Here is a 22,359-nt window from a genome sequence, read left to right on the forward strand (position 1 = left end):
TCTAAGTACCCAGCATCACCGGACGAGTCCGATGGCCTCAATCTCGATCATCGACTCAGGGTTGGCGAGTGAGGAGACCTCCACGAACGACTCCGCGAGGTGAGGCTTGTCCGGGAAGTGTTCCGCGCGCAACTTGGCAAAGATGTCCTGCTGCGCGATGTCCGTGACGAACACGGTCGCCTTGACTACCTCGGCGAGGCTGGAGCCCGCGTTGGTGAGGACCGTCGACAGATTCGCGAGCGCCTGACGGGCTTGCGTCTCGAAGTCCCCCGCGCCGACCGTGGCTCCCTGGGCATCAATCGGCGCCTGCCCCGATGTGAAGACCAAGTTCCCGACCCGGACGCCGAGCGATATACCGGCCGACTCGTACCAGTCGGGTTCCGCGGAGACACGCACGCGCTCGGCGGCAGGCTGTGTAACGGACATACTGCTGACACTCCCTCAAAACTGCACACATGCGGAGCCGGGAAGCTGTGATCGCCCCGGCTTGATCGACAGCCACGAGATCCCGAGATTCTTTCCCGAGGGCTTGCAAGTCCGCCTCGGCACAGCTCGGGTGACAGTCGCCCACCCACGCGAGCGCGCCGCATCCCAGGCGTGATCCGCAGGACAGGCCCCAGTTATCAACGGCTCGGGATGATTGGCATGCATGATGCAAACGGCGATCCGGTGTTGCCTGGTCGATCAGGTACGAGGGTGCGTACCGGCACTGCTCACGGCTGTTCGGTGCCGGCTTGGGGCAGCCCTACCGCCTCCGCGGGGGTGGTCGGTCGTGCCGCGTATCGGTGGCGCATGGCGTCGCTGGCTGCGGGACCTGCGGTGAAGACGTAGGTGTCGCTGTCGTCGAGCCGGCGGCCGGTCTTGGCATCAACGACGACGGGCTCGACTTCCTCGCCGCTGTGCGCGTCGATGAGGATCATGCTGCGTTCGGCCGGTGTGAGGCGGGAGTTGCCCCACGCAGCCAGGGCGACGACCACCGGTCGCAGGGAGCGCCCGAGTTCGGTGAGGACGTACTCGTGGCGTACGGGGTTGGTCTGGTAGGGCCGGCGCTCCAGTAGTCCGTCGGCGACGAGGGTTTTCAGCCGGGTGGTGAGCATGCTGGAGGAGATGCCCAGATTCTCCTGGAACTGGTCGAAGCGCGTGTAGCCGTCGAAGGAGTCGTGGAGGATCAGCAGCGTCCACCATTCGCCTACGTGTTCCACCGTCGTGGACAGTGGGCACTCCCGGTCCTCCAGCCTGATCCGGCTTGCCATGGCCGCCATCCCCTCGGTTACTGCTAAAGTCGAAGTTAGTAGCTTCTACTTTAGCAGTAACGGCGGGAGCGGTGCCTTCTCGCCCGCGCCCGGGAGCGGAGCGCACCATGACCACACCCCTCAGCGAATCCCTCGAAGGCCGACGCGCCCTGGTCACCGGCGGCACCAAGGGCACCGGAGCCGCCATCGCCCGCCGCCTCGCACAGGCCGGCGCGACCGTGCTGGTCACGGCTCGCAGCCGCCCCGACGACGTCGAGGAGAAAGCGTTCATCACCGCCGACCTGTCCACCGCCCAGGGCGCGGCCCACGTAGCCGTCGAGGCGGACGCCCGCCTGGGAGGCGTCGACATCCTGGTCAACAACCTCGGCGGGTCCGAGTCGCCGGCTGGAGGGTTCGCCGCGCTCGGCGAGGACGACTGGGCCAGGGAGCTGAACACGAACCTGCTGGCCGCCGTCCGCCTGGACCGCGCACTCCTGCCACACATGATCGCCACAGGTAAGGGCGTGATCGTGCACGTCACCTCGATCCAGCGCCGCATGCCGCTGTGGAACGGAACCCTGGCCTACGCAGCCGCGAAGGCCGCTCTGACCACCTACAGCAAGGGCCTGGCCAACGAGGTCGCCCCGCACGGCGTCCGCATCAACACCGTCTCTCCCGGCTTCGTGCAGACCTCGGCCGCCGACAACCTCATCACCCGGATCGCACACGACGCAGACATCACGCAGGAAGCGGCGCTGGGCCGGCTCATGGACTCCTTGGGCGGCATCCCGCTGGGCCGTCCAAACCGGCCCGAGGAAGTCGCCGAGCTCGTCGCCTTCCTCGTCTCCGACCGCGCCTCGGCCATCGTCGGCGCCGAACACGTCATCGACGGCGGCACCACCCCCACCGTCTGAACCCGCCACCACCCCAAGGAGCGTCATGCACGACAACCAGCCCCGAACCAGCACCCCGGACACCCTGCCAGAGGTGATCACCCACTACCTGACAGCGCACCGCGCCCACGACACCGCCACCGCAATCACGGCGTTCACCCGCGAAGCCACAGTGATCGACGACGGCAACACCTACGGGGGCACCGAGGCGATCAGGGAGTGGCTCGGCCGATCGGCCACCGACGTGCTGGCCGAGCGGACGGCTGAGGAGACGGGGCAGGCGCAAGAGACGGTGGCGGGCTAGATCGTTCCGCATCGCGCGGAGCCGACGTCCTGTCGACTGTGATCGACAATCAGCTGACAACGACAGGCCGCACAGTCTTCAATGGCGTCGTGGCCACGTCTATACCAGAACCCCCGCCCGCCACCCTGGAGACGATCGCGGGTAGCGCCACGCTGGACGAAGTCTTGGAGTGTCTACGCGCGCGGCGGCCTGTATTCCACTCCGAGGCCGATCTCCAGCACAGCTTCGCCCTCGCGGTAGGTGAGGTCGCACCGGAGGTCAGATGCCGTCTCGAGGTCCCGGTGCGCGGAAGCGACGCCTCGGAGTACCTGGACCTACTATGCCTGGGGCCGGCGGGCCGTACGGCAATCGAGTTCAAATACGTGACCCGACAGTGGTCGGGTACAGCAGGGATGCCGCCCGAGGAGTACGCCTTGCGCGGACACAACGCGCCGGACGTCGCTCGTAGGGACTTCCTACGGGACGTAGGAAGGCTGGAACGCTTCTGCGACCGCGAGGACCAGAACGGGCTGGCCCTGCTCATCACAAACGAGGCGGCCCTGTGGCGCCCCAGGCAACGCAGGATGCCCACCAGGGACGAGGATTTCCGCATCCACCACGGCCGCGAACTCAGCGGCACCTTGCTGTGGGCCGGCGGTTCCTTCCCAAACAACACCCGAGTACTGCGGAGCGCCTACATGCTTGCCTGGCGTCCGTACACCCAGCTGGAAGGCCCAGGTAGCGAGTTCCGCTGCCTCGCGGTGTTCATCACCCCAAACCCAGCGCAGCCCCAGCCGCCGCACGAGGCGTGACCAGCAGACCGCCTCGCACGTCATTGACGGTGCGACGGTGTCAGCGACGCGCGAATCCACCGTGGGCTTCGGCGAGGCGGGTGACGCACTGGGCGGCGGTTGCGAAGGCGACCCGGTGACCAGCCTGGCAGGCCCGGATACTGAGGCCAGTGGCGAGCTGGGGTTTGCCGATGCCGGGCGGCCTCAGGAAGATCACGTTCTCCTTCCCGACGACGAAGTCCAGCGTCCCCCAGATAGGCAATGACCTCGCGTTTCACCGATCGTTAGTGGTCGAAGTCGAAGTCCCCCAGCGACTTGCGGGAGGAGAGACGGGCCGCGCGGATGCGTCCCTCGGCGCCGTGGGAGTCGCGCGCGGGGTCGACGGCCCCGCAGGAGCGATCACCATCACCATCCGCAGAGCATCCCCGCAGGGGCGCGGGGTCGACGCGGCTGATCAAAACTACGGTCGACGTATACGAGCACCTCGTCCACCCCGCCTGGGACCACGGCAAGACGATCCTGCGAGCAGCTGTTCGGCCCGCCTCCACGTCCACGTCAGACGAGAAGTCGCATCCGCGAGACGCAACTCGCCCACAGATGCCAGCGCTGACTCCCGTCGTCACCGGGCGGTCGTTCACCGAGGCTCGCCCGTGCCGGGCGGGGAACGGAAGCGGTTCAAAGCGACAGCTCGGTCGTGGAACCGGGAACGGGACATCCGAGAGACCATCCGCCACATTTCCCTCTCTTCTGCGATGTCCTGTGGCAGGTCAAGGCCCATGGCCTGAGCCAATGGGTGACGCCCCAGGTTGACCAGTGCGCGGACGGCTGCCGCCCATTCATCAGTCGCTGCAACCGCGGCTCGATACCAAAGCGGGCACAGAACACAGAGGACGCTGGCCGTGCCGAGGAGAACTGGAGGATCGGCACTATCAACCGATGTGGCACACAGGGCCATGGCGACGAGGACTGCGTGCCCGTACAGCAGGGCTATGAAGAAGTCAACGCTGGTGCGCGCGGTGTCGACCTGCCGGCGAGCTTGCTCGGGTGCCATCGCGGTGAGCTCGTTCCAAAGCACCTGAGAATCTAGGCGATACCGGTCATATCCGTACTCCTCCAAGCGCCGAATGGCGTTGCCGAGCCTAGTAGGAGTGACCTGGTCGTCCTGCACCGGATATCTGGCCAGCCGCTCACCAAGCAGCGCCTGCTGCGTCGCTGTTAGCACTTCGTCGCGTGGATCCGGCACGGCTGGGGCTTCTCCGTCAGGGGCAATTGGCCTCGGTGCAGTGCCTGCCGACTGCACCCGCTCAGCTGCGGCCCGACGCGCGCGGCGCGTCCGTGTCAGTTCATCGGCCAGTTCGCTACGGCGCTTGCGGTGGTGGCGACTGCGCCGCGCATACAGTCGCGCCGGCCAGAGCAGGTACCCCTCCAAAACTCGATAGAGGGGGACTTGCAAGGCATTGAGGATGAGGCCCGTCAATACGGAAGCAATCAGTAACAGCAGTGCCTTGGCGCCCGGTGAGGCAGTGAATATCTGGTTCGCCACCGGAGCCTGGCGCAGGCTGGGCCCCATGGTGATGGCCAGAATGCCCAAGTTGATGGCTGTCGGCAGGATCCAGCCGACCAACAGGCTCCACCCGCCGCCGAGAACGCCCTTGGCGATATCCCCCAACTACTCGTCCCATTCATCGTCGTCATCGCCCAGTGGAGGGCCCGGCGGGGTGTGACCAAGGGGTATGTCAAGCGGTGGGCTTTCGAGCGCTGCGCGCTCCTCGGCGTCTCGGAACGCGGGCTCCGGGTCCGACAGTCGCAGATCCCCAAGCTGCCGAGAGTCAGACAGGAGTATCCGCTGGCTAATCCGGAGAAACATCCCAGCATCGCGGAGCAGGTCCTCCGCTTCGCGCATACTCGCCGCGCCCGGGAGGCCGGCCTCGGCGCGAGCGCGCGTTTGAGCCCTAGCCGCGAATAGAACGCTCCACTCGGTCAGCTCCGGAGCTACTTCAGGAAGCACCTCCCATGCGCTGCGGATCCGCCTGCGGCATCCATCGCTCGCGCCTTCCGGCCGCCCTCGGGCAGCAAGCACGGCGGCGGCGGTGCGTAGTGCTGCCAGATGAGCCGTGGCGAAACGACCATTCGCAGACTCCATCTCAGATGCCTCTTGCAGGCCAGCCTCTGCCTGGGCCAACAGCTCCATCGCAGGACGAGGAACGGTCCCCTGACGCCTGCGGGCTCCCGCAGCGAGATCCATCAACTCTCGAAGGCGCGATATCAGCGCCTCTGGGACGCTGGTGGCTGCCAAAGCATCATCCAGCTGGTGTGCGACCGTTCCAACCGTTCGTTCCGCATCGGCGATCTCGTCGAACGCGCGGTATACGAGCGCCACAGCCTTAACGGTCTGGGCGTCCGCACCAGCCGCGAGGTGGAGGCGAATTTCCGCTAGGCACTGAGCGACTGCCCTAGAGGTCCCAAGGACGTCATTGACGTCCTTCCCATAGGTGAAACGGATAACGCCGCCATGGCCATCCGAAACAGCACCCTCTTTGACCGCAGATTGTCGACCATTACCCGACGCCATCCCACCCCCGAAGCCGACACGAATGTGCACACGGCGCTCTCACCAGTGGTGGCGTGAGGCCGCGCGATCGGCCCGAGGATATCGCGCACAGCTAACCGGAGCAGAGCAAACCCCGTCGACCACCGCTCAACCGGGCCCGTCCCCGTACGCGGAGACCCCCGCCGGATCAAGCCGACGGGGGTCCACATCGGTCACACCTGTCACGCGCGTGTCACCAACAGTGTCGACGCTCCTGAACCACAAGGCCCTGACCAGGTCAAACGCTCCAGACTTGGACCACGTGGACGCCAGAAGACGGTTCCGACTACCTGGACGGCCTACGCACCAACGCTGGACGCGGCCGACGGCGAGCCGGATGTCGCCTCCAGAGCATGAGGGGTACAAAGTCCAGGTGCACGACAGTGACAGCGCCCGGATTCTCGCGGGCGAAGGGCTACGACCTTGTTCGCCGCGGTGAGTTCCCGTACCGAGTGCTACGCATCGGGCGTAGCACACGTGTCGTCACCGCATCCTTGCTCCGTGTCCTCGAAGGCGGAGAGCCGGAGTACAAGGGTGCCCACACCGGATACTGCACGCCGTCGTAACCCGTCACACATGAACTTCCCCCGGAACAAGCCGTCGTGGCTTTGTTCACGAGAACGGGTCTCGCTCAAAGCGCAATAGACGAGTCCCAGGGCGGACGTCAGCACATGGCGAGCTGCTCGTGCTCGGGAAGGTCGAAATGGGTGATCCGGCCCTCGTGCCCGGCCTCCTGCAGTTCCTGGGCTTCCTGGGCGCTGCGGACCAAGGCGTGTTCGAGCTCCAGTTGGGGTGAGACCGGGACCAGACCGGGGCACGGACGCACGATCCCGTACAGGGAGCGGCGCTTGCCCTGGGTGTAGAGCGGTACTCCGTAGGCGTATTGCCGTGACATCCGCGGAATCTCGGGGATCTCCACCCGGAGCTTGTCCTCGCGCCAGGCCCGCTCGGCGACCACGGCGAACAGCTCCTCGGACTGCTCCTTCGACAGCCGGCGCCACCACACGTTCGCTGTCTCCAGAGCGTGGCGCTCCTTCTCCTCCTGCTCGGCCTTCTCCCGGACGAGGCGTCCTTCCTCCTCGGCCTGCTGCCGGGCACGGCGCGCGTAGGCTTCCGCCCACCTGCCTTGCGTCTCCCGCCACGCGATTTCGGCCCTTTCTTCCCGCTGCTTGCGAAGGCGTTCTTCCTCCTCGGCACGCCGGACCCGCTCCTGCTCCTGCAGATCCTTTTGCCGTTGCTTCTCTGCCTCCTCGCGTTCCTCCTTCGCCGCCTCCTGGCGCTGGCGCATCAGCTCGTGCTTCGTCTGCGCGTCGGCCGACTGCAGGGATGTCCACCATCGGCTCCGCCGAAACCGCAGCTGCTTGTCGTCGACGGTGCGGTAGACCCGCCGGTAGCGCGGATAGCTTTCGACGGAGACGAGCTGCCCGTGGAGCGCCCACCGCACGAACCGCTCCAGCTGCTCTTCGCGGAAGCTCCAGCCGCCGGCGGCGTAGTCGAAACCCGCGATGCCGTCATCGACAACCCAGCCCTGCCCCCTGCCCTGCGGCGCGCGCACCCGGACTGCAGGCACCGCGCTGATCCACTGCGGCGGTTTCTCGTGCGGGGAGACCCAGCACACCCGAATCGCCTCAGCTTCGTAGCGCTCGGTGCGGGCGCGGATGTCATCCAAGGTGATCGGGGACAGCTGCGCCTCCCATGCCATGCGCTGGGAGCCGTCTGTGGAGATGGCCATGACGTCCGCGCGCCATGAGCCGTCCTGGGCCGGCACCTCCAGCGCGGCGAACCATCCGGCCTCCCGGATCGCGGCTGCCATTTCCAGCTTGAGCATGTGGTGTTCCCATGACTCATTCGTCAGGCTGCACGACGGCGGCCGTCCGGGATCGTGGCAGAAGAACCGCACGCCGTAAGGCGAGACCTTGGCGTGCAGGGCCCATTCACATTCAGGGCAGGTGAGCGGTATGCGGGGGCGGGCCTTGTGGACTTGGGACCAGTCCAGGTTGTGCCCGAGGCCGGGGAGGGCAGCGTTAAGGCGGCCGAAGTCAGCGTGCAGCGCGGTGAAGGGCATGAATCGCGCCTCCTGGCGATCCGGTGTATCCGACAGGACAGCGAATACCAGGCGGCACGGACAGTCGTTTTCCAGACGAGGTCAGATCTATTGACCCCAACGCCCTTAACCGGCGGCGGTCTCCTGGTAGCCCTCACGCGGCTTCTGGGCAGGTAGCAAGGAGAGGGCCCGATGGGGCGAGGGTCCAAGTCGGGACCGCGCGCTACCACGACCGCCTCCGGGCACCACGAAGGAAGCCCCAGCGGCAGCTGCCTGCGCATCTGATGCAGGCACCCCAGCCGAACCTCGAACTCCGTTGGCACGAAGCCGCCCGATGGCTCGCTTCGCGCTTCGTACCACCGCGCCGCGGAGCGGAAATATAGCAGCGGGCCCCGCTCCACGGGCCGGGGGCCCGCTGCGGCGCACATCCCGTGGTGTGCCGCTGTCAGTGGCATACCGGATTCCGCAAGGGGCTGATCCGATGCTGTCTGCCCTCCCTTCCGAGGAGCAGGACCGCTTCTTTGCGCGGTGGCCCTTGAGCTGATTGATGGCCTGGGTACGGGCTTTGACGGCCGAGCCCTTCGTGAGTTTGTACATCCGGGCGATCTGCACCGGTCCATCGCCTGAACTTGGCATGGACGCACGCCCGCCCGCTCAGCACCGCCCGGGCCGCGTTCTGGACATCGAGCGGATCCGACTTGCCGCAGCGGCGTCGGTCCGTCCGGTCGGGCCGGTTCACATCGATCACTTCCACGCCCTGGGCCAACAGGCAGCGGGACAGGCCGCCCGAAGGCACCCGTCCCCTCAACCCCGGCCCGCCGCACCGCACCCAGCCCTCCGGCCCACTCCAGCAGCGCCGACGCCGGATCAAAGGCCCGCACCGCGTCGTGGGGGATTCCAGGGGCCGTCGGCAACTCGAGCGGAGCCGTGGCAGGATCCCATGCCAGCCATTCGCGTGCCATGCCCGTCAAGTAGAAGGATCTGGAGTCTTGTTCAAGCCCATATCGCGGACAGCGCTGGCGTTCACCGCCTGCGCGCTCACTCTGACCGCCTGCACTTCCCCGTCGGCCAAGCGCGACGCGCACCCGGTCGCCACCGCCACCAAGACGTCCGCACCGACCTCCAGACCGTCACCGCACTGCCCACCGAAGAACCCCAAGGCCGCGGCGCCCGCAGCGGAGAAGGACGGCGTACGCATTGCCGCCCCGGTACGCCAGAAGGATACGAACGGGTTCCTCCTCGGCGTCGATGTGCCCAACTGCGGGAAGAAACCAGCACGGTACGAGGTCAACGTGCGACTGATCGGCCCGCGGGGCTACCTGGCATTCCTTCAGGTCAGGACCGACACAGTGCAGCCCGGCCAGACCGTCTCCGGTGTCTATACGGCCCGTGACGAGGGCGGTACCAGCATCGAGGAGGGCGACACTCCGCATGTGGTCATTTACAACGTCATCACAGAAAAGCCATAAACCGCAGGACAGGTGTGCCCCCGATCTGTAAGGATCCACCCACCTGACCCACGAACAAGAGATCGAATGTTCCCTGGGTCAGGAGGACTACATCGCAAGGGGGATCGATGCGCGTCCTGCGCAGCACCACCAAGTTAGTTCTCTCCGTCCTGCTGCTCCTCGCTGCCACCGCGGCCATGGCCAGTCCGGCCTCCGCAGCAGAAAGCAGGACCACGAAGAATGCCGACGGCACCTACACCATCGAGTACAGCCCCGAAGAAGCCGAGAAGCTCTTCGCCCGGGAACACGGCAGCCCTCTCGGCGCCCAACGCCTCATGGGAAGCAACCCCTGCGGCAGCGGCTACACCCACTCCGGCGGCGCACAGCGCATCACTGACTCAGGTGGCGTGCCGATAGTCACCGCCTACTCCTGGTACAAGGACATCCCGGACAACGGCTTCTACGAGGACCCCACCTGCGGCCTCCTCTACTCCGAAGGCAACTACTCCGGCAAGTCGATGTACCTCAGCGCCACCCTGTGCGACAACTACGTCGACACGCCCTGCGCCACCGACGCCGGCTATTACGCCACCTACGCCGGACCGGTCCGCCAAACCCATGGTTACTGCGGCAAGTACTACTTCTTCATGAAGAAGACGAAGACCAGCAGCGACCTTGCGCGCGGCAGCTTCACCGTCGGCGCCTGCAACTAGGAACCCAAGCCGCACCACCCCGCACCATGCGGGCGGTGCGGCTTGCCTATGCCCAGCTTCATTCCAAGGAGCGCAGTGAAACGATTAAGACGGCAGACCGCCGTGCACCTGTGCACGGCCCTGGCCTTCGGGGCGACCCTGATACCCCTGTCCTCACTCCAGGCAGAAGCTTCTGATACACCGCCCAAGGGCGCGGCGCAGTGGCAGCAGCCCAAAACCCAGGACGTCGACAAGCCCAGCGCCATCGACGCCGAGGACCGCGCCCGCATCCTCGGCAAGAATTACGCGTCCTCCAAGGACACTGCATTCACCACCTCCGGTGACGGAACCGGCTTCCACCTGCTGACTGCCAACGCCAGGGACGGCTACGCGTGGAAGACCGTAGCCACCTTGTCTGAGGACGGCTTCGACACCGACGCCTGGATCGGTAACGCCTGCGTCACCGGATCCGGGAAGTACGCCGCCGTCGCCTACGCGCCGCGCACCTTCACCAACAAGCCTGAGCTGATGGTGCGCGGCGCGTTCACCGCTGTCGTCAACCTGGCCACCGGCAAGGTCACCAAGCTGCCCTATCAGGCGACACTGGCCTACTTCTCCCCCGGCTGCGGAACCGGTGACAGCGCCGTGTTCTCCCAGCTCTCGCATGACGGCGACAAGAAGCAGCAGACACGCCTGATCACCGTCAATGCGGCCACCGGGAAGACCGCCCAGCCCGTCACCTACCCCGGACAGGTCACCTCCGCCATCCCCACCCGCCACGGCATCATCGCCGCGCACGGCAAGGAACTCGTCAAGGCCGCGGGCGGCAAGCTCACCACTCTGGCAGTCGGCAACAACTCTCCCTTCCAGATCAAGACCGACTCGGACAGCGGCGTCACCTACATCGACCGCACCGCCGATACCGTCAAGAAGAACTCCATCAGCAGCGCCCAGCATCTGACCTCCGCTCAGATCACCAAGGGACGTTCCACGCCGGTCACTCTCGCCAGCGGAAAACTCTCCGCCTGGGACCTGGACGCCTCAGCGAGCGGCACGGTGGTCATCACCGGGAAGGCCACCACCAAGACCGCGCTGCCGAAGACGGTCAAGAACCCCGGCAAGATCGCCATGGGTGCCCGTATCTCCACCCATGCCCAAGCCGCGGTCACCACCGCATGGGCGGACGGCAAGGACAGCCGGATCCGGCCCGAGGAAGCGCTGAGCGAACGCACCGCCCGCACCACACTGCACGTCCTGGCCAGCGGAAGAACCGTCACCCTGGATGCTCACCCCGACGCTTCGCGTCAGGACGCGAACGGAACGGGGCCCTCGCCCACACTGCCTGGACGCAAGAAGGCCACCGGCCCGTCCACGCAGACCGCACGCACACAGGCCCTGGCCGCCGGCTCGCCCACCAACCCGGTCGAGGACGACCGTACGTGCTCCGTACCGCGCAACGACTTCAAAAAGCAGGCGTTCCAGCCCACGCCCCGCCAGGTCGAATGGGCTGTGGACCAGGCCGTTGTCGGCAAGCTGAACATCACCCGTTCCGCGAACTGGAAGAACACCGGCATGGGAAGCTACAGCCCCCAGGGCCTGTTCCCCGGCTTCGTGCTCTCCGGTGACCCCAACCACAAACTCGACCCCGAAGACGCCGACGGCAACGACCACTGGCACATCCCCGCACAGATCCTCCTCGGGATCACTGCGCAGGAGTCCAACATGTGGCAGGCCACCCGCTACGCCGTACCCGGCGTCACCGCCAACTCCCTGATCGGCAACTACTACGGCATCGAGTACAGCGCCGACGGCGACCAGCTCGACCCGTGGAAAATCGACTGGTCGAAGGCCGACTGCGGCTACGGCATCACCCAGGCCACCGACGGCATGCGTCTCCCTGACAAGGGCCAGACCACCAAGACGCCCCTCGAGCAGGAAGCCATCGCGCTGGACTACGCCGCCAACATCGCGGCCGGAGCCCAGATCCTGTCCGAGAAATGGAACGACACCTACGACGCGGGCCTGACCCTCAATGGTGGCAAGCCCCAGTGGATCGAAAACTGGTTCTTCGCGCTGTGGGCCTACAACTCCGGCTTCCACCCCAAGGGCAAGGAAACCCACTGGGGCCTGGGCTGGACCAACAACCCCGCCAACCCGCTGTGGAAGTCCAACCGCCTCCCCTTCCTGACGGCCGCTGACGGCGTGGGCGATGACTACAGTCATGCTGCCCACCCTCAGGACTGGCCGTACGAGGAGAAGGTCATCGGCTGGGCCGGGCGCCCCATCTCCGCGCTCTTCGCCCCCGGCGACTTCCAGGCCGGCTACCGTCCCGCGTGGTGGAACAACAACATCGCACGGAACACCGCCAAGCCGCCCGTCGACCTGTTCTGCAACGAGTCCAACTTCTGCAACCCCGGCAAGATCAGCGAAAACGACTCCAACGACCAGGGCCAAGGCGCCTGCACCCTGGACACTGGCAGCGACGAAACCAACCCACACCGGCTGCACTGCTGGTGGAACAAAACCGCACCCGCCTGGAAAAACTGTGACACCGCCGCAGACTGCGGCAACGGCGTCCATCGCTTCAACACCACCTACCCCGAGCAGCCCGACGGTAACGCCTACCCGCCCCGCTGCTCCCACGGCCTGCCCAATGGAAGCCTCGTCATTGACGACCTTCAGGCAGGATCCATCCCCGCAGGAGACGGATCACGGTTCTGCGGATCGATCTCCTCGCACGGCACGTTCAAGTTCTCCTTCCCTGAGTGGAACGGCGCCTTCCCGTCCAAGATCGACACCCATCAGATCGGGGCCGGGTACCAGAACCACTTCTACTTCGCCCACACCCGTAAGCCTGAGTCCTACCCGGGCAATGCCGGGCGGATGAAGGTCACCGGCACCTGGACCCTGAACCAGAACATCGGCGGCTGGGCGCGGGCGTATGTGCACATCCCCGACCACGGGGCGCACACCCGCCAGGCTTCCTACGAGGTGGGTGGGACCGACTCCTCCTCCAGCACCACCCGCGTCGTACAGCAGCGCATCGGCAAGAACACCTGGGTCCCCCTGGGGGTCTTCAACTTCACCGGCAAGCCCAGCATCTCCTTGACCAACTTCACCAAGGACGGCGCCGGAAACGAAGACGTTGCCTGGGACGCCGTAGCCTTCCAGCCGCTCCCGAAGAAGCCTGCCAACTTCGTGGTGGCCATGGGCGACTCCTTCTCCTCCGGCGAAGGCGCCTCGGAAGGAAACGCCAACTACTACCCGGAGACCAACTACCGGGACGCGCAGAACAAGTCGGCCCGTGACGCCTGCCACCGCTCCGACAAGGCATGGTCGCGTCAGGCGAAACTGCCCGGGGCCGGCAAGTCCATCGGGGAGATGGCCGACGGGCGGGACGCGTCACTCGACTACCACATGGTGGCCTGCTCCGGTGCACGCACCTACAACATCACCAAGAAGAACGAGTACGGGGAACTTCCCCAGCTCGAGTCTGGCTACCTCGACAAGAACACGACCCTGGTGACCATGTCGATCGGCGGCAACGACTCCCGGTTCACTCCGATCATCCAGGCATGCATCCTCGCTGGAGACAAAAACTGCGCTGACAGCCCCTTCAGGGACCACGACGCGGACATCGACTCCACCCCGGGCGAGAACCGTGACGGCAAATATCAGAATCAGCCCATGAAGGCCGCCGTCCCCGGTTTGATCTCCGACATCGTCCGCACCGACATCACTTCCACCCTGCAGAAGATCCACGAGAAGGCGCCCAACGCAAAGATCACGCTCATGGGCTACCCGGAGTTGATCTCCGGCGACGCGAGCTGCATCAAGCTCGACGAGTTCCTGCCGTACGGCATCTCACCGCAGTCGAATGTATGGCTCAAGAGTGTCGCCAAAACCCTGGCGACGCAGATGGAAGGAGCGGCGGCGGACGCGAAGGCCAAGGGTATTGACGTCAAGTACGCCAACCCCATCTCCGAGTTCGCCGGAAAGGGTATCTGCGGTGATCCCGAGTCGATCCACGGGATCGTCTTGAAGACGGTCGACAGCGACGAACCGAAGATCGACTTCCCTCTTCTCGGAGAGTACGGTCTGTCGGCCCAGTCCTTCCACCCGAAGATCGGCGGCGCACGCCTGTACGCCAACGTCCTGGAGCGGAGCCTGAACGGCTGGTACTGAGCCGCTAGCCAGACAAGCATGCCCCGGCCGGATCAACGACCGGGGCATGCTGCTTCCTACCGGACAACATCCCAGTCTCCTTCATGACAATATTGCTTGTCGTCGTCACCCTTCTCGCAATAGAAGTAGCCTTCACTCTGCTCCAGCACATACTCTCCAGACTTCTTCGGAGTCCACTTCAACATCACATTGTGAATGCGGTATTTCTGAATCAAGTGCGTATCACCTATGACGTCGTCGGGATCGCCGCATACGCCGCGCTTCGGGGAACTCCACTTGATCACCTCGGGATGCTTCCGTACAGCGCATACCACCTCGGACGGGCTCAGGCGCGTCGAATACGTGGAAACAATCTTCACCTTGCAGTTGACCTCGGGGGCGTCCGCCGGATGCGGGTCGAGGTTCGGCGACTTCTCCTCGCAGCCCTTGTCTACCTTGCGGTCCTTGAGTGCTAAGCCGTCGACGGCCTTGTCGAAGTCTTTCGCAACGCCCATCATGCGCTTTTCCGTTGCTTCTTCCGCGCGGTTCGCGTCTTTGCGGTCTGCCGATGACATACCGGTGCCACACCCTGCGAGGGCCAACAGCGCCGCTACTGCGACAGATCGTGCTATCCATTTCCGCACCACGGTCCTCCGTTATCTGGTGTACGGGCATGCGGTTCGTCAAGCATTCCTCTATCATCCACGGCGCCGTCGGTCAGGAGGTTCCAGCTCCGGGTCAGATGACGCCGTGCAGGGTGTTGTTCTCCCACCGTCGACGCCCGTTATCGCAGGCCCCTCCTCACCGCCTCGCGGGCACTGTCCCCCTGCAGCGAGCCCCACACCCGGCCGCACCCAAGAACACCATGGGCTGAAGGCCAGACAGCCCAAGGTTCTCGTCATGCTCAGGGCAGCGCGCATCATTCCTCGAGATGCCTGCGTGCAGCGCCAACGCCTAGCGCTGGCAGCGATCCTCCTCCGCGAGGTCATCCGCGACCGACCCCATCCGTGTCAACGTCAACGCCAGCAGCAGCGTGTTGCCTGTCTCCCGCAGCATGCAGCACCACCGCCCGCGCCTCCGCCCGTGCGCCGGGCGCCTCATGCACGTCCGCAGGGGAGATCAGGCGCTGGCTGACCGGTACCGGGCGGTTGTTGCGCTCTGCCGCGGCGAGCTATGCCCGCGCGTCGGCGAACGATGTACGCACCTCACCCCACATGAACAGGCTCAGGCTCATCGACCGCAGCGCCAATGCCAGCGACACCCCCAACTCGTCGTCGGCTCGATTCAGGACCGGCAGCACCTCATCCATGGTGGCCGTCACCACCGTGTCGCACCGCCCCTGCAACCAAGTCCTCTGGGTGAGGGCACTTCTCGGGACGCCTCCGTGCACTCGAAAGCGGGGAGCTGGAGTACGGCGGAGCCCCCGACGGACACTGCAGGCCGACCATTAGAACCCAAGCGCCGGCGGGGCTTCGCCGTCTCACCGAAGCCCCTATAACGGGGGGCGGCCGCGGGAAAGGCGCTCCGCCAAGATCGTCAGGCCGTATTCCAACGAGTGCCAGGTGCGCGCTCCCTCCCCCGAAAGCCTTCGGCCAGGGAGGAGAGGAACCTGTCCAGGCCATCGCCGTCCCAAGTCCCCCTTTGAGGCTCGTCGGTGGCGCCACGCGGCCGAGCACGACGGCCGACATGGTCTCGCCCAGGGACGCCAGGAGCGCCACGGCCCGCAGATGCGTCTACCCATCGCGATCGGGCACGTCAACTGAGGAACCCAAGCTGGCAGTCAGTCGTCCTCGGCCAGTAGTTGGTGGTTCAGGAAGTGTGCGGCTGCCACGACCGCATCGTTCTTGAGCTTTTCGACAGGAACGTTCCAGTTTTCGTCCCAGTCGTCGAGGTTGTGCGCGCACACGACGAGCGGGTGCAGCGCGTCGGGGTAGTCGAGCTCCCAGGCGACGTCCCGCCGGATCCGGAAGGCGCCGTCCGCGGGGTCGAGGGAGCCGTCGACCATCTTCTTGGAGCCGCGCCAATGACTTCCTGCTCCAGGACGTCGATCTCGTGGAGCTGATTCCGTATCACGGGCCTGTTGTCTCCAGCTGGTCATGCATGGACATCAGCGCGAGTTTATCGGGGCCGGTATGATTACCCACTCCCCCGAGTGACCGCCATCCGGATTCCGCACAGCCGCCGACACGCTGGCGATATCAAAACACCATGATCAAGACGACTGTCCGCGCGCTCGCCGCGGCGGCCCTCGCCCTGCTGCCCCTGGCTGCAACCGTCCCCGCGCATGCTGCCGAGACGCTCAGCCTCCACGACGCCATCAAAGCCCTCCCCCAAGCCGCCGAGTCCCGCGACGGCTACGAGCGCTCCAAGTTCAAGCACTGGATCGACGAAGACAAGGACGGCTGCAACACCCGCAACGAGGTCCTTCTCGCTGAAGCCCTCACCCCGCCGACCGTCACTGCCGGGTGCAAGCTTACTGGCGGCACGTGGTCCTCCTACTACGACGACAAGGTCGTCGAGGGCCCCTCCGGCCTCGACATCGACCACATGGTGCCCCTCGCCGAAGCGTGGGACTCCGGCGCTTCGCAGTGGACGGCAGCCCGCCGCCAGGCTTACGCCAACGACCTCGGCTCCGAGCGCTCCTTGGTCGCCGTCACCGCCAGGAGCAACCGCCAGAAAGCCGACCAGGACCCGGCCACGTGGATGCCGCCGGCCGCAGACGCCCAGTGCACCTACCTCGCCGACTGGGTCGCCACCAAACTCCGCTGGTCCCTGACCGTCGACCGCGACGAACGCGACACCCTGCGCGCACGCGCGGTCGACTGCGAGGACACCGACGTGGAGTACGACCGGGTGTAGCGCGCCGCCCCGGCGCGGCGCGATTCCGGAGGTCTGAACACGGCGGTGCGCCGCAGGCAGAAGCCTGCGGCGCACCGTAGTGGCCCGGTGATGGTGACCAGGTCTCACCGGTTTGCCCGCAGAGTGGTCAGTGGGCGTGGCGGCCCCAGGTCTTGGAGTCGACGATGCGGCGGTGGTCGTTGCGCACGGTGGCGGTGTCGCCGTCGTTGTCCCAGACGTAGGCGCGACGGTTCTGGTACAGGTCCCAGCGGTTGTCGCGGCCGATGCCGGTGTGGACGCGGACCTGGCTGCGGCCGGCCAGGCGGACGTTGCCGAACCGGTAGGTGTGACCGGACTTGTCGGAGAGGGTCCAGCCCTAACGCACCCCACCGTGGTGCCGGAAACCGGAAGCCCGGCCGGTTCGACCGGGCCCCCACACAGTGACGCCACTTCATGCCTTGCCAGGAGAAATCCGGTTTGGTGTTACGAAACACAGACATATACACAACAGCACCGTGCCAGGCGCACACTCCCCCGCGCTCAACAGCGTCAATGCGACTCCCTATACATCCATCCAGGCGCCCCAAGGGGAACACCCACGTGGTTCTATCGCGGCGCCCCGCTCGACCCGGCAGGTCCCCGCGCGGGCTGAGACGCTCCATAAGATTTTCCGGTTACCCGTTGCACGATCCGGGGCCGACGAACGCTATAGGGGCAGAGGGACAACGAGGTGCCTCTGAGGCGTAGGGGAGGACGTCTCTCTCACCACCGGAGGGGATTCCCAAGTCCGTGAAGCTTCATCTCATTGGCGACCTACTGACGGCGGCGATGGCCGCGCGTGTCTTCGGTAGGGACGCTCTGGCCGCACTACGCCGTGCCGCGGCCGCCGGCGTACTGATGGGCCTGTCAGAGCTGCGAGGCCGGCGTCCAAGCCGAGGAGGTGAGCGGTGACCCGCAACCGCCGTCTCCGGACGCTCCCCATGACTGAACTGCCCGCCGACTTCCGGGCCTTCCACGAACTCTTCCGAGGGGTCTACATCCACTGGTCCGAGCTCTATCTGGCCAATCTCGCCGACGCCGAGGAAGCCGTGGACGAGGCTTTCGAGCAGCTCTACCTCAGCTGGTCGGACGTCCTGGAGCAGGAGAACCCCAACGCGTATGCCTGGGTGGTGGTCAAGCACCGCACCATCGACCTTGCCCGTGCACGCGGCCGCCGCCCGACCGTAGTTGACCAGGCTGCCTTCGAAACCGCGGCGCTGCGCGACGCGGTCGACCCGATCGGCGAGCTGTCGGAGAGCATGCACATCTACACCGCGATCCAGGCCCTGCCCGAGCGGCAGCACGATGTGATCGTCCTGCAGTACTGCTTGGGCTACAGCACCCAGGAGACCGCCGACATCCTCGGCGTCACCCCAGCGGGTGTCCGCTCCACCACCCGCTACGCCCGGCACCGACTGCAGCGCGCCCTGGGCCTTGACAAGGAGGAACGATGAGCGCATCTCACGAACTCGACCGTGCACTGGCCAAGGCCCGGCTGCCCAGGCGCCCCTACACAGGGACCCCGGCAGCCGAGGCTCGACTGACCGCACGCATCAACCAACGGATGTGGCAAGGTGCACTGTCCTTCGACGACCAGATGGAACCCGCCCGTACCGCCGCGGCCCGGGCCGCGGAGCGCGCCGGCTTGCCCCACCGCGTCCACACCCGGCACCTGAACACCCTGTGTGAGACCGTCGTCGCCCGGGACCTGCACAAGCTCAGCACGTTCTTTTCCCGCCGCATCCTCGAGCCCGAAGCAGCCCGCGTACTGGGATGCGTGCTGCAGTTGGCCAACCGATCCGACAGCGCCCAATTCTGGTGGCAGTTCGCCGCCGGCGCCGGAGACATCGGAGCCGCCTGCTGCCTATACCTGCACCACATGGCCCTCGGCGAGCGCCACGAAGCCAAGCTCTGGCGGGACCAGGCCAGACTCGAAGTCCGCGACCCTTCCACCCCCGAATTCGCCCACTGCAGCGACCTGGTCGCCGCCCTGAGGATTCTGGACGTCCTGCGAAAGGAGAACGCAGGCGTCTCCGCGGCAGCCAACGCCGTCATCGCCTACGTCCCCGACGCCCTCGGATTCGTCGACGACGTCGACCTCCCCCTCCCCGAAGCCGACTTCGCCACCCGCATCGAAGAACTCACGGCCACCACCTGACCACACCCTCGAGCGCAGGAGTGGGTCGGTCTCTTCGCTACAGCGGAGAGACCGACCCACTTAGTGGTCGGATCCGTAAATCCTTCGGGGGTTGATCACGTTGCCGCCTCGGCGGAGGATTCCTCGTGGTGATCGGCGGTGTGCCGGTCGAGCCTGGCCAGTAGATCGTCCAGATCGGAGGTGGTGAACTTCCACTGGAACGGCTGTGCTGCGGCGTTGTAGCGGTCTTCGAAGGTTTGGAGCCGGTCCCTGACCTCGGTGAGGTTGGTGAAGTCGTTGGGCGAGACCACCTTGCGCTGGACGACGGAGAAGTAGATTTCCACCTGGTTCAGCCAGGAGGCGTGCACGGGAGTATGGACCATCACGGCGTTCGGGAAGGCCGCGGCCAGCCGGTCGGCGGCTTTCTGCCCGCGGTGAGAGGAGCCGTTGTCGACGATCCAGAACACGCGTTTCGCGCTTGCGTAGGGCTCCTGACTCATGACCTGGGTGACCAGGTGCATGAACGGGACGATGCCGGTCCTGGGCTCGGTACAGCCGAACACGCGGGCGTGGTGGACGTCGTAGGCGGCGAGGTAGGCCAGGGCGCCGCCGCGTCCGTAGGTGTGGTTGACGCGCATCGCGCGGGCCTTGCCGGGGGCGAGGGTGGGGTGGCAGCGGGCCTGGATAGAGGTCTTCTCATCGGCGCTGATCACGTACTCGTCATCGCCCATCTGTTCGCCCTGCCAGGTGCGGGCGTACAGGTCCAGCACCCGGGCGGCCTTCAGCCGGAAGCCGGGGCCGGTGAGGAAGATCCAGGAGCGGTGGTGCCAAGGCTTGAGTGCGTCCTCGGCCAGCCAGCGGCGCACGGTGGACGCTGACATGAACGTGGCGATGCCCCGCTGGGCGGCCTCGCGGGCCAGTTCCGGGCACGACCAGCGTGAGATCGGCACTCCGGTCTCGGCGGGCATCCGGCAGGCCAGCGCCTTGACCTCGGCGGCCTGCAGCGGGGTGAACGAGGCGGGACGCCCGCAGCGTTGACGGTCCTTGAGCCCGGGCAGGCCCGCCTGGGCGAACCGGCCACGCCAGCGGCGTACGGTGTCCAGGTGCAGCCCCGTCTCCCGGGCGATGCGCGCGTTGGAGCGGGCGCGCGCGGCGTGCAGCACCACCTGCGCACGCACCCGCAGCCGGTGCTCGGTCTTGTGGCCGTAGGCCATCTTCTTCAACCGCACTCGTTCGGCGGCGCTCAGGGCTATCGGACAGGCAGTGCGGACGGGCATGGCGGGCGAACCGATCGGCCGAAGTGGATCACTGGCAAACCGTAGCCTGCCCCGCCCGCCGCCGGGGCGGGACCCACACGTCGCGGCGGGCGGGGATCGGGCAGGAGATGCAGCGCAGTGCTGGAGCCAAGGAGCCCTGGGCGGTGCGTCCTGGACCTCGAACTCGAGGCCCTCCAGACAGGCGAGCTCTGGATCGTAGATTGTTCCCATGATCGAGGAGACGTCGCCCAATCGGATAGAGCGGTCTACAAGACGGAGGCACGCCGCCCCAAAGAAGGCGAAAGGCGGTGGCGGACTGCTGCGTTCGTCTGCGCTGATGGCAGCGGGCACCGTGGCCTCGCGTGCCACGGGACTGATACGGATGGTGTTGCAGGGTGCTGCGCTGGGCACCGGGCTGCTGGCCACCACCTACAACCAGGCCAACACGGTGCCGACCAGCTTGTACTTCCTGCTGATCGGCGGCGCGCTGAACTCTGTCCTGGTTCCCCAACTGGTCCGGGCCCGCTCGGAAGACCCCGACGGCGGCGCCGCCTTTGAGCAACGCCTGGTCAGTCTGGTGCTTTGCGTCCTCGGCGTGGGGACGGCACTGGCGACGTGGGCTGCCCCTGAGATCATCAGTGTCTACCAGCGCGACACGCCCGCTACGCACGACGCGTTCGAGCTGACCGTGGTCTTCGCTCGCTTCCTGCTCCCACAGATCTTCTTCTACGGCGTGTTCAGTATCTTCGGTCAAGTCCTCAATGCCCGGGACCGGTTCGGCGCGATGATGTGGACGCCGGTCCTCAACAATCTCGTCCTGATCGCCATGTTCGGCCTCTACCTCGGCCTGATGACCGCCCCAGAACAGGTCTCGGACATCACAGACACCCAGGTCCGCTTGCTCGGGGCCGGGACCACACTCGCACTGACCCTCCAGGCCCTCGCCTTGATCCCCTACGCCCTCGCGGCGGGCTTCCGATTCCGGCTGCGCTTCGACTGGCGAGGAACCGGCCTGCGCAAGAGTGTGAACGCGGCCCGTTGGACCCTGTTGTTCGTACTGGCCAACCTCGTGGCCAGCACGGTGGTTACCCGCCTGGCCTCCGCCGCCGACGCCGCTCTGCCTCACGACGGCGTCGGCTACAGCGCCTACAGCTACGCCCAGCAGATCTGGACGCTGCCCCAGTCGATCGTCACTGTCTCCCTCGTGACAGCCCTGCTCCCACGCATGAGCCGGGCGGTGACGGAGCACAGGATCGACGACCTGCGCGCCGACCTGTCCCGCGCGCTGCGGGTCAGCGGCGTCATCATCGTCCCGGCCGCCTTCTTCTTCCTCGCCTTCGGCCCGCAGATCGCACAACTGCTGTTCGCCCACGGCACCGCCAAGGCGGCCGCCACCGTCCCTCTGGGGCACATGCTGCAAGCCTTCGGCCTGGGACTCATCCCATTCTCCGCCCAGTACCTCCTGCTGCGCGGCTTCTACGCCTTCGAAGACACCCGAACCCCGTTCCGGATGGCAGTGTGGATCAGCGCCGTCAACATCGCTCTCGCCACGACATGCCACCTTCTGTTGCCCCCGCGCTGGGCGGTCACGGGAATGGCCGCTGCCTACGCGCTGTCCTACGCGATCGGCCTACTACTGACCGCCTTGCGCCTGCGGCGACGCACAGAGGGACTACTCGACGGGCGGCGAATCTGCCGTACCTACGCAAAACTCACCGCAGCTGCCACCGCAGCTGGGGGCGCCGGGTGGCTCATCGCCCACTCCTGCAGTCAGAACCTGGCATCAGCCTCTTGGACTCCCGCGCTTTCGCTCGCTGCGGGCGGCATTGCGATGGTCCTGCTATTCCTGCTCTTTGCACGGATCTCGCGGATCGCGGAGCTGCGCAGCCTCCCCGGGTTGGGGTGAACCTGGAACCATCGAAGTCAACCCCCGACGGACTTCCGGAGCTGAC

Annotated in this window: 21 protein-coding genes and 1 pseudogene; 11 read left to right on the forward strand and 11 right to left on the reverse strand. The window is 66.2% G+C overall.

From position 1 onward, the window contains the following. Window positions 1-15 precede the first annotated feature (15 nt). Together ADL29_RS18440 and ADL29_RS18445 are read right to left on the reverse strand one after the other, a co-directional pair. A complete protein-coding gene (locus ADL29_RS18440) occupies window positions 16-426 on the reverse strand; it encodes a RidA family protein (RefSeq protein ID WP_053924756.1) in 411 nt (136 codons plus the stop codon). 287 nt (window positions 427-713) lie between these two features. After that, window positions 714-1,253, reverse strand: coding sequence for a winged helix-turn-helix transcriptional regulator (locus tag ADL29_RS18445; protein ID WP_211274340.1), 540 nt, complete (start codon window positions 1,251-1,253; stop codon window positions 714-716). 107 nt (window positions 1,254-1,360) lie between these two features. Here ADL29_RS18445 and ADL29_RS18450 point away from each other — a divergent pair, with 107 nt between their 5' ends. The 3 genes from ADL29_RS18450 to ADL29_RS18460 all read left to right on the forward strand — a co-directional run bounded on the left by ADL29_RS18450 (window position 1,361) and on the right by ADL29_RS18460 (window position 3,220). Further along, entirely contained in the window at window positions 1,361-2,146 is a 786-nt protein-coding gene (locus ADL29_RS18450; protein WP_053924757.1) for an SDR family oxidoreductase, read from the forward strand. A gap of 25 nt (window positions 2,147-2,171) precedes the next feature. Continuing rightward, a complete protein-coding gene (locus ADL29_RS18455; protein ID WP_078971101.1) occupies window positions 2,172-2,429 on the forward strand; it encodes a hypothetical protein in 258 nt (85 codons plus the stop codon). Window positions 2,430-2,518: 89 nt separating this feature from the next. Beyond that, on the forward strand, window positions 2,519-3,220 hold the full coding sequence (locus ADL29_RS18460; protein WP_245689498.1) for a hypothetical protein: 702 nt from the start codon (window positions 2,519-2,521) through the stop codon (window positions 3,218-3,220). A 40-nt stretch (window positions 3,221-3,260) separates the two neighbouring features. Here ADL29_RS18460 and ADL29_RS46040 read toward each other — a convergent pair whose 3' ends face one another. From ADL29_RS46040 to ADL29_RS18475, 3 genes are all read right to left on the reverse strand, one after another. Continuing rightward, window positions 3,261-3,416, reverse strand: coding sequence for an ATP-binding protein (locus tag ADL29_RS46040; RefSeq protein WP_281181887.1), 156 nt, complete (start codon window positions 3,414-3,416; stop codon window positions 3,261-3,263). A gap of 417 nt (window positions 3,417-3,833) precedes the next feature. Then, window positions 3,834-4,868, reverse strand: a complete 1,035-nt coding sequence (locus ADL29_RS18470) for a hypothetical protein (RefSeq protein WP_053924758.1) — start codon at window positions 4,866-4,868, stop codon at window positions 3,834-3,836. Continuing rightward, a complete protein-coding gene (locus ADL29_RS18475) occupies window positions 4,869-5,444 on the reverse strand; it encodes an SAV_6107 family HEPN domain-containing protein (RefSeq protein WP_157878537.1) in 576 nt (191 codons plus the stop codon). 66 nt (window positions 5,445-5,510) lie between these two features. On the opposite strand from ADL29_RS18475, the gene ADL29_RS46045 reads away from it, so the two are divergent. Continuing rightward, window positions 5,511-5,636: a hypothetical protein gene (locus ADL29_RS46045; RefSeq protein ID WP_281181888.1), complete on the forward strand. Its 126-nt coding sequence runs from the start codon at window positions 5,511-5,513 to the stop codon at window positions 5,634-5,636. Window positions 5,637-6,453: 817 nt separating this feature from the next. Here the strand turns inward: ADL29_RS46045 and ADL29_RS18480 are convergent. After that, complete coding sequence (locus tag ADL29_RS18480) at window positions 6,454-7,854, reverse strand: competence protein CoiA family protein (RefSeq protein WP_053924759.1); 1,401 nt, start codon at window positions 7,852-7,854, stop codon at window positions 6,454-6,456. A 968-nt stretch (window positions 7,855-8,822) separates the two neighbouring features. On the opposite strand from ADL29_RS18480, the gene ADL29_RS18485 reads away from it, so the two are divergent. From ADL29_RS18485 to ADL29_RS18495, 3 genes are all read left to right on the forward strand, one after another. Next, window positions 8,823-9,302: a hypothetical protein gene (locus ADL29_RS18485; protein ID WP_053924760.1), complete on the forward strand. Its 480-nt coding sequence runs from the start codon at window positions 8,823-8,825 to the stop codon at window positions 9,300-9,302. Between the two features lie 107 nt (window positions 9,303-9,409). Next, window positions 9,410-9,994: a hypothetical protein gene (locus ADL29_RS18490; RefSeq protein ID WP_053924761.1), complete on the forward strand. Its 585-nt coding sequence runs from the start codon at window positions 9,410-9,412 to the stop codon at window positions 9,992-9,994. A 75-nt stretch (window positions 9,995-10,069) separates the two neighbouring features. Continuing rightward, window positions 10,070-14,158, forward strand: coding sequence for a golvesin C-terminal-like domain-containing protein (locus tag ADL29_RS18495; RefSeq protein ID WP_245689500.1), 4,089 nt, complete (start codon window positions 10,070-10,072; stop codon window positions 14,156-14,158). A 56-nt stretch (window positions 14,159-14,214) separates the two neighbouring features. On the opposite strand, the gene ADL29_RS18500 is transcribed toward ADL29_RS18495, so the two are convergent. The 3 genes from ADL29_RS18500 to ADL29_RS18505 all read right to left on the reverse strand — a co-directional run bounded on the left by ADL29_RS18500 (window position 14,215) and on the right by ADL29_RS18505 (window position 16,142). Continuing rightward, window positions 14,215-14,712, reverse strand: a complete 498-nt coding sequence (locus tag ADL29_RS18500) for a hypothetical protein (protein WP_157878529.1) — start codon at window positions 14,710-14,712, stop codon at window positions 14,215-14,217. A 596-nt stretch (window positions 14,713-15,308) separates the two neighbouring features. Beyond that, complete coding sequence (locus ADL29_RS43525; protein WP_157878530.1) at window positions 15,309-15,461, reverse strand: hypothetical protein; 153 nt, start codon at window positions 15,459-15,461, stop codon at window positions 15,309-15,311. 456 nt (window positions 15,462-15,917) lie between these two features. Continuing rightward, window positions 15,918-16,142, reverse strand: a complete 225-nt coding sequence (locus ADL29_RS18505) for a hypothetical protein (protein ID WP_053924763.1) — start codon at window positions 16,140-16,142, stop codon at window positions 15,918-15,920. Window positions 16,143-16,345: 203 nt separating this feature from the next. Between ADL29_RS18505 and ADL29_RS18510 the strand changes: the two genes are divergently transcribed. Beyond that, the gene (locus ADL29_RS18510; RefSeq protein WP_053924764.1) at window positions 16,346-16,996 is read left to right on the forward strand and encodes an HNH endonuclease family protein; all 651 of its coding nucleotides are present in this window, start codon (window positions 16,346-16,348) and stop codon (window positions 16,994-16,996) included. A 127-nt stretch (window positions 16,997-17,123) separates the two neighbouring features. Here ADL29_RS18510 and ADL29_RS45355 read toward each other — a convergent pair. After that, window positions 17,124-17,351 (reverse strand): annotated as a pseudogene (locus ADL29_RS45355) (lamin tail domain-containing protein); the annotation flags it as partial. Between the two features lie 604 nt (window positions 17,352-17,955). Here ADL29_RS45355 and ADL29_RS18515 point away from each other — a divergent pair. Continuing rightward, window positions 17,956-18,468, forward strand: coding sequence for an RNA polymerase sigma factor (locus ADL29_RS18515; RefSeq protein WP_053924826.1), 513 nt, complete (start codon window positions 17,956-17,958; stop codon window positions 18,466-18,468). After that, entirely contained in the window at window positions 18,465-19,172 is a 708-nt protein-coding gene (locus ADL29_RS18520) for a hypothetical protein (protein ID WP_053924765.1), read from the forward strand. The genes ADL29_RS18515 and ADL29_RS18520 overlap by 4 nt, the downstream gene beginning before the upstream one ends. A gap of 95 nt (window positions 19,173-19,267) precedes the next feature. On the opposite strand, the gene ADL29_RS18525 is transcribed toward ADL29_RS18520, so the two are convergent. Next, window positions 19,268-20,428, reverse strand: a complete 1,161-nt coding sequence (locus ADL29_RS18525; RefSeq protein WP_245689502.1) for an IS630 family transposase — start codon at window positions 20,426-20,428, stop codon at window positions 19,268-19,270. 208 nt (window positions 20,429-20,636) lie between these two features. On the opposite strand from ADL29_RS18525, the gene murJ reads away from it, so the two are divergent. Next, complete coding sequence (gene murJ / locus ADL29_RS18530) at window positions 20,637-22,313, forward strand: murein biosynthesis integral membrane protein MurJ (protein WP_078971103.1); 1,677 nt, start codon at window positions 20,637-20,639, stop codon at window positions 22,311-22,313. The last annotated feature ends 46 nt before the right edge of the window (window positions 22,314-22,359 follow it).

The organism is Streptomyces chattanoogensis (assembly GCF_001294335.1).
In the GTDB taxonomy this organism is placed as follows: Bacteria; Actinomycetota; Actinomycetes; order Streptomycetales; family Streptomycetaceae; genus Streptomyces; species Streptomyces chattanoogensis.

Excerpts from the sequence above, each read along its gene's own strand:
- ADL29_RS18455 (WP_078971101.1), top strand. The coding sequence starts at position 2,172 with ATGCACGACAACCAGCCCCGAACCAGCACCCCGGACACCCTGCCAGAG.
- ADL29_RS18490 (WP_053924761.1), top strand. The coding sequence starts at position 9,410 with ATGCGCGTCCTGCGCAGCACCACCAAGTTAGTTCTCTCCGTCCTGCTG.
- ADL29_RS18520 (WP_053924765.1), top strand. The coding sequence starts at position 18,465 with ATGAGCGCATCTCACGAACTCGACCGTGCACTGGCCAAGGCCCGGCTG.
- ADL29_RS18500 (WP_157878529.1), bottom strand. The coding sequence starts at position 14,712 with ATGTCATCGGCAGACCGCAAAGACGCGAACCGCGCGGAAGAAGCAACG.
- ADL29_RS18505 (WP_053924763.1), bottom strand. The coding sequence starts at position 16,142 with ATGGTCGACGGCTCCCTCGACCCCGCGGACGGCGCCTTCCGGATCCGG.
- ADL29_RS18475 (WP_157878537.1), bottom strand. The coding sequence starts at position 5,444 with ATGGATCTCGCTGCGGGAGCCCGCAGGCGTCAGGGGACCGTTCCTCGT.
- ADL29_RS18450 (WP_053924757.1), top strand. The coding sequence starts at position 1,361 with ATGACCACACCCCTCAGCGAATCCCTCGAAGGCCGACGCGCCCTGGTC.
- ADL29_RS18440 (WP_053924756.1), bottom strand. The coding sequence starts at position 426 with ATGTCCGTTACACAGCCTGCCGCCGAGCGCGTGCGTGTCTCCGCGGAA.
- ADL29_RS18515 (WP_053924826.1), top strand. The coding sequence starts at position 17,956 with ATGACTGAACTGCCCGCCGACTTCCGGGCCTTCCACGAACTCTTCCGA.
- ADL29_RS18525 (WP_245689502.1), bottom strand. The coding sequence starts at position 20,428 with ATGCCCGTCCGCACTGCCTGTCCGATAGCCCTGAGCGCCGCCGAACGA.
- murJ (WP_078971103.1), top strand. The coding sequence starts at position 20,637 with ATGATCGAGGAGACGTCGCCCAATCGGATAGAGCGGTCTACAAGACGG.
- ADL29_RS18510 (WP_053924764.1), top strand. The coding sequence starts at position 16,346 with ATGATCAAGACGACTGTCCGCGCGCTCGCCGCGGCGGCCCTCGCCCTG.
- ADL29_RS18445 (WP_211274340.1), bottom strand. The coding sequence starts at position 1,253 with ATGGCAAGCCGGATCAGGCTGGAGGACCGGGAGTGCCCACTGTCCACG.
- ADL29_RS18480 (WP_053924759.1), bottom strand. The coding sequence starts at position 7,854 with ATGCCCTTCACCGCGCTGCACGCTGACTTCGGCCGCCTTAACGCTGCC.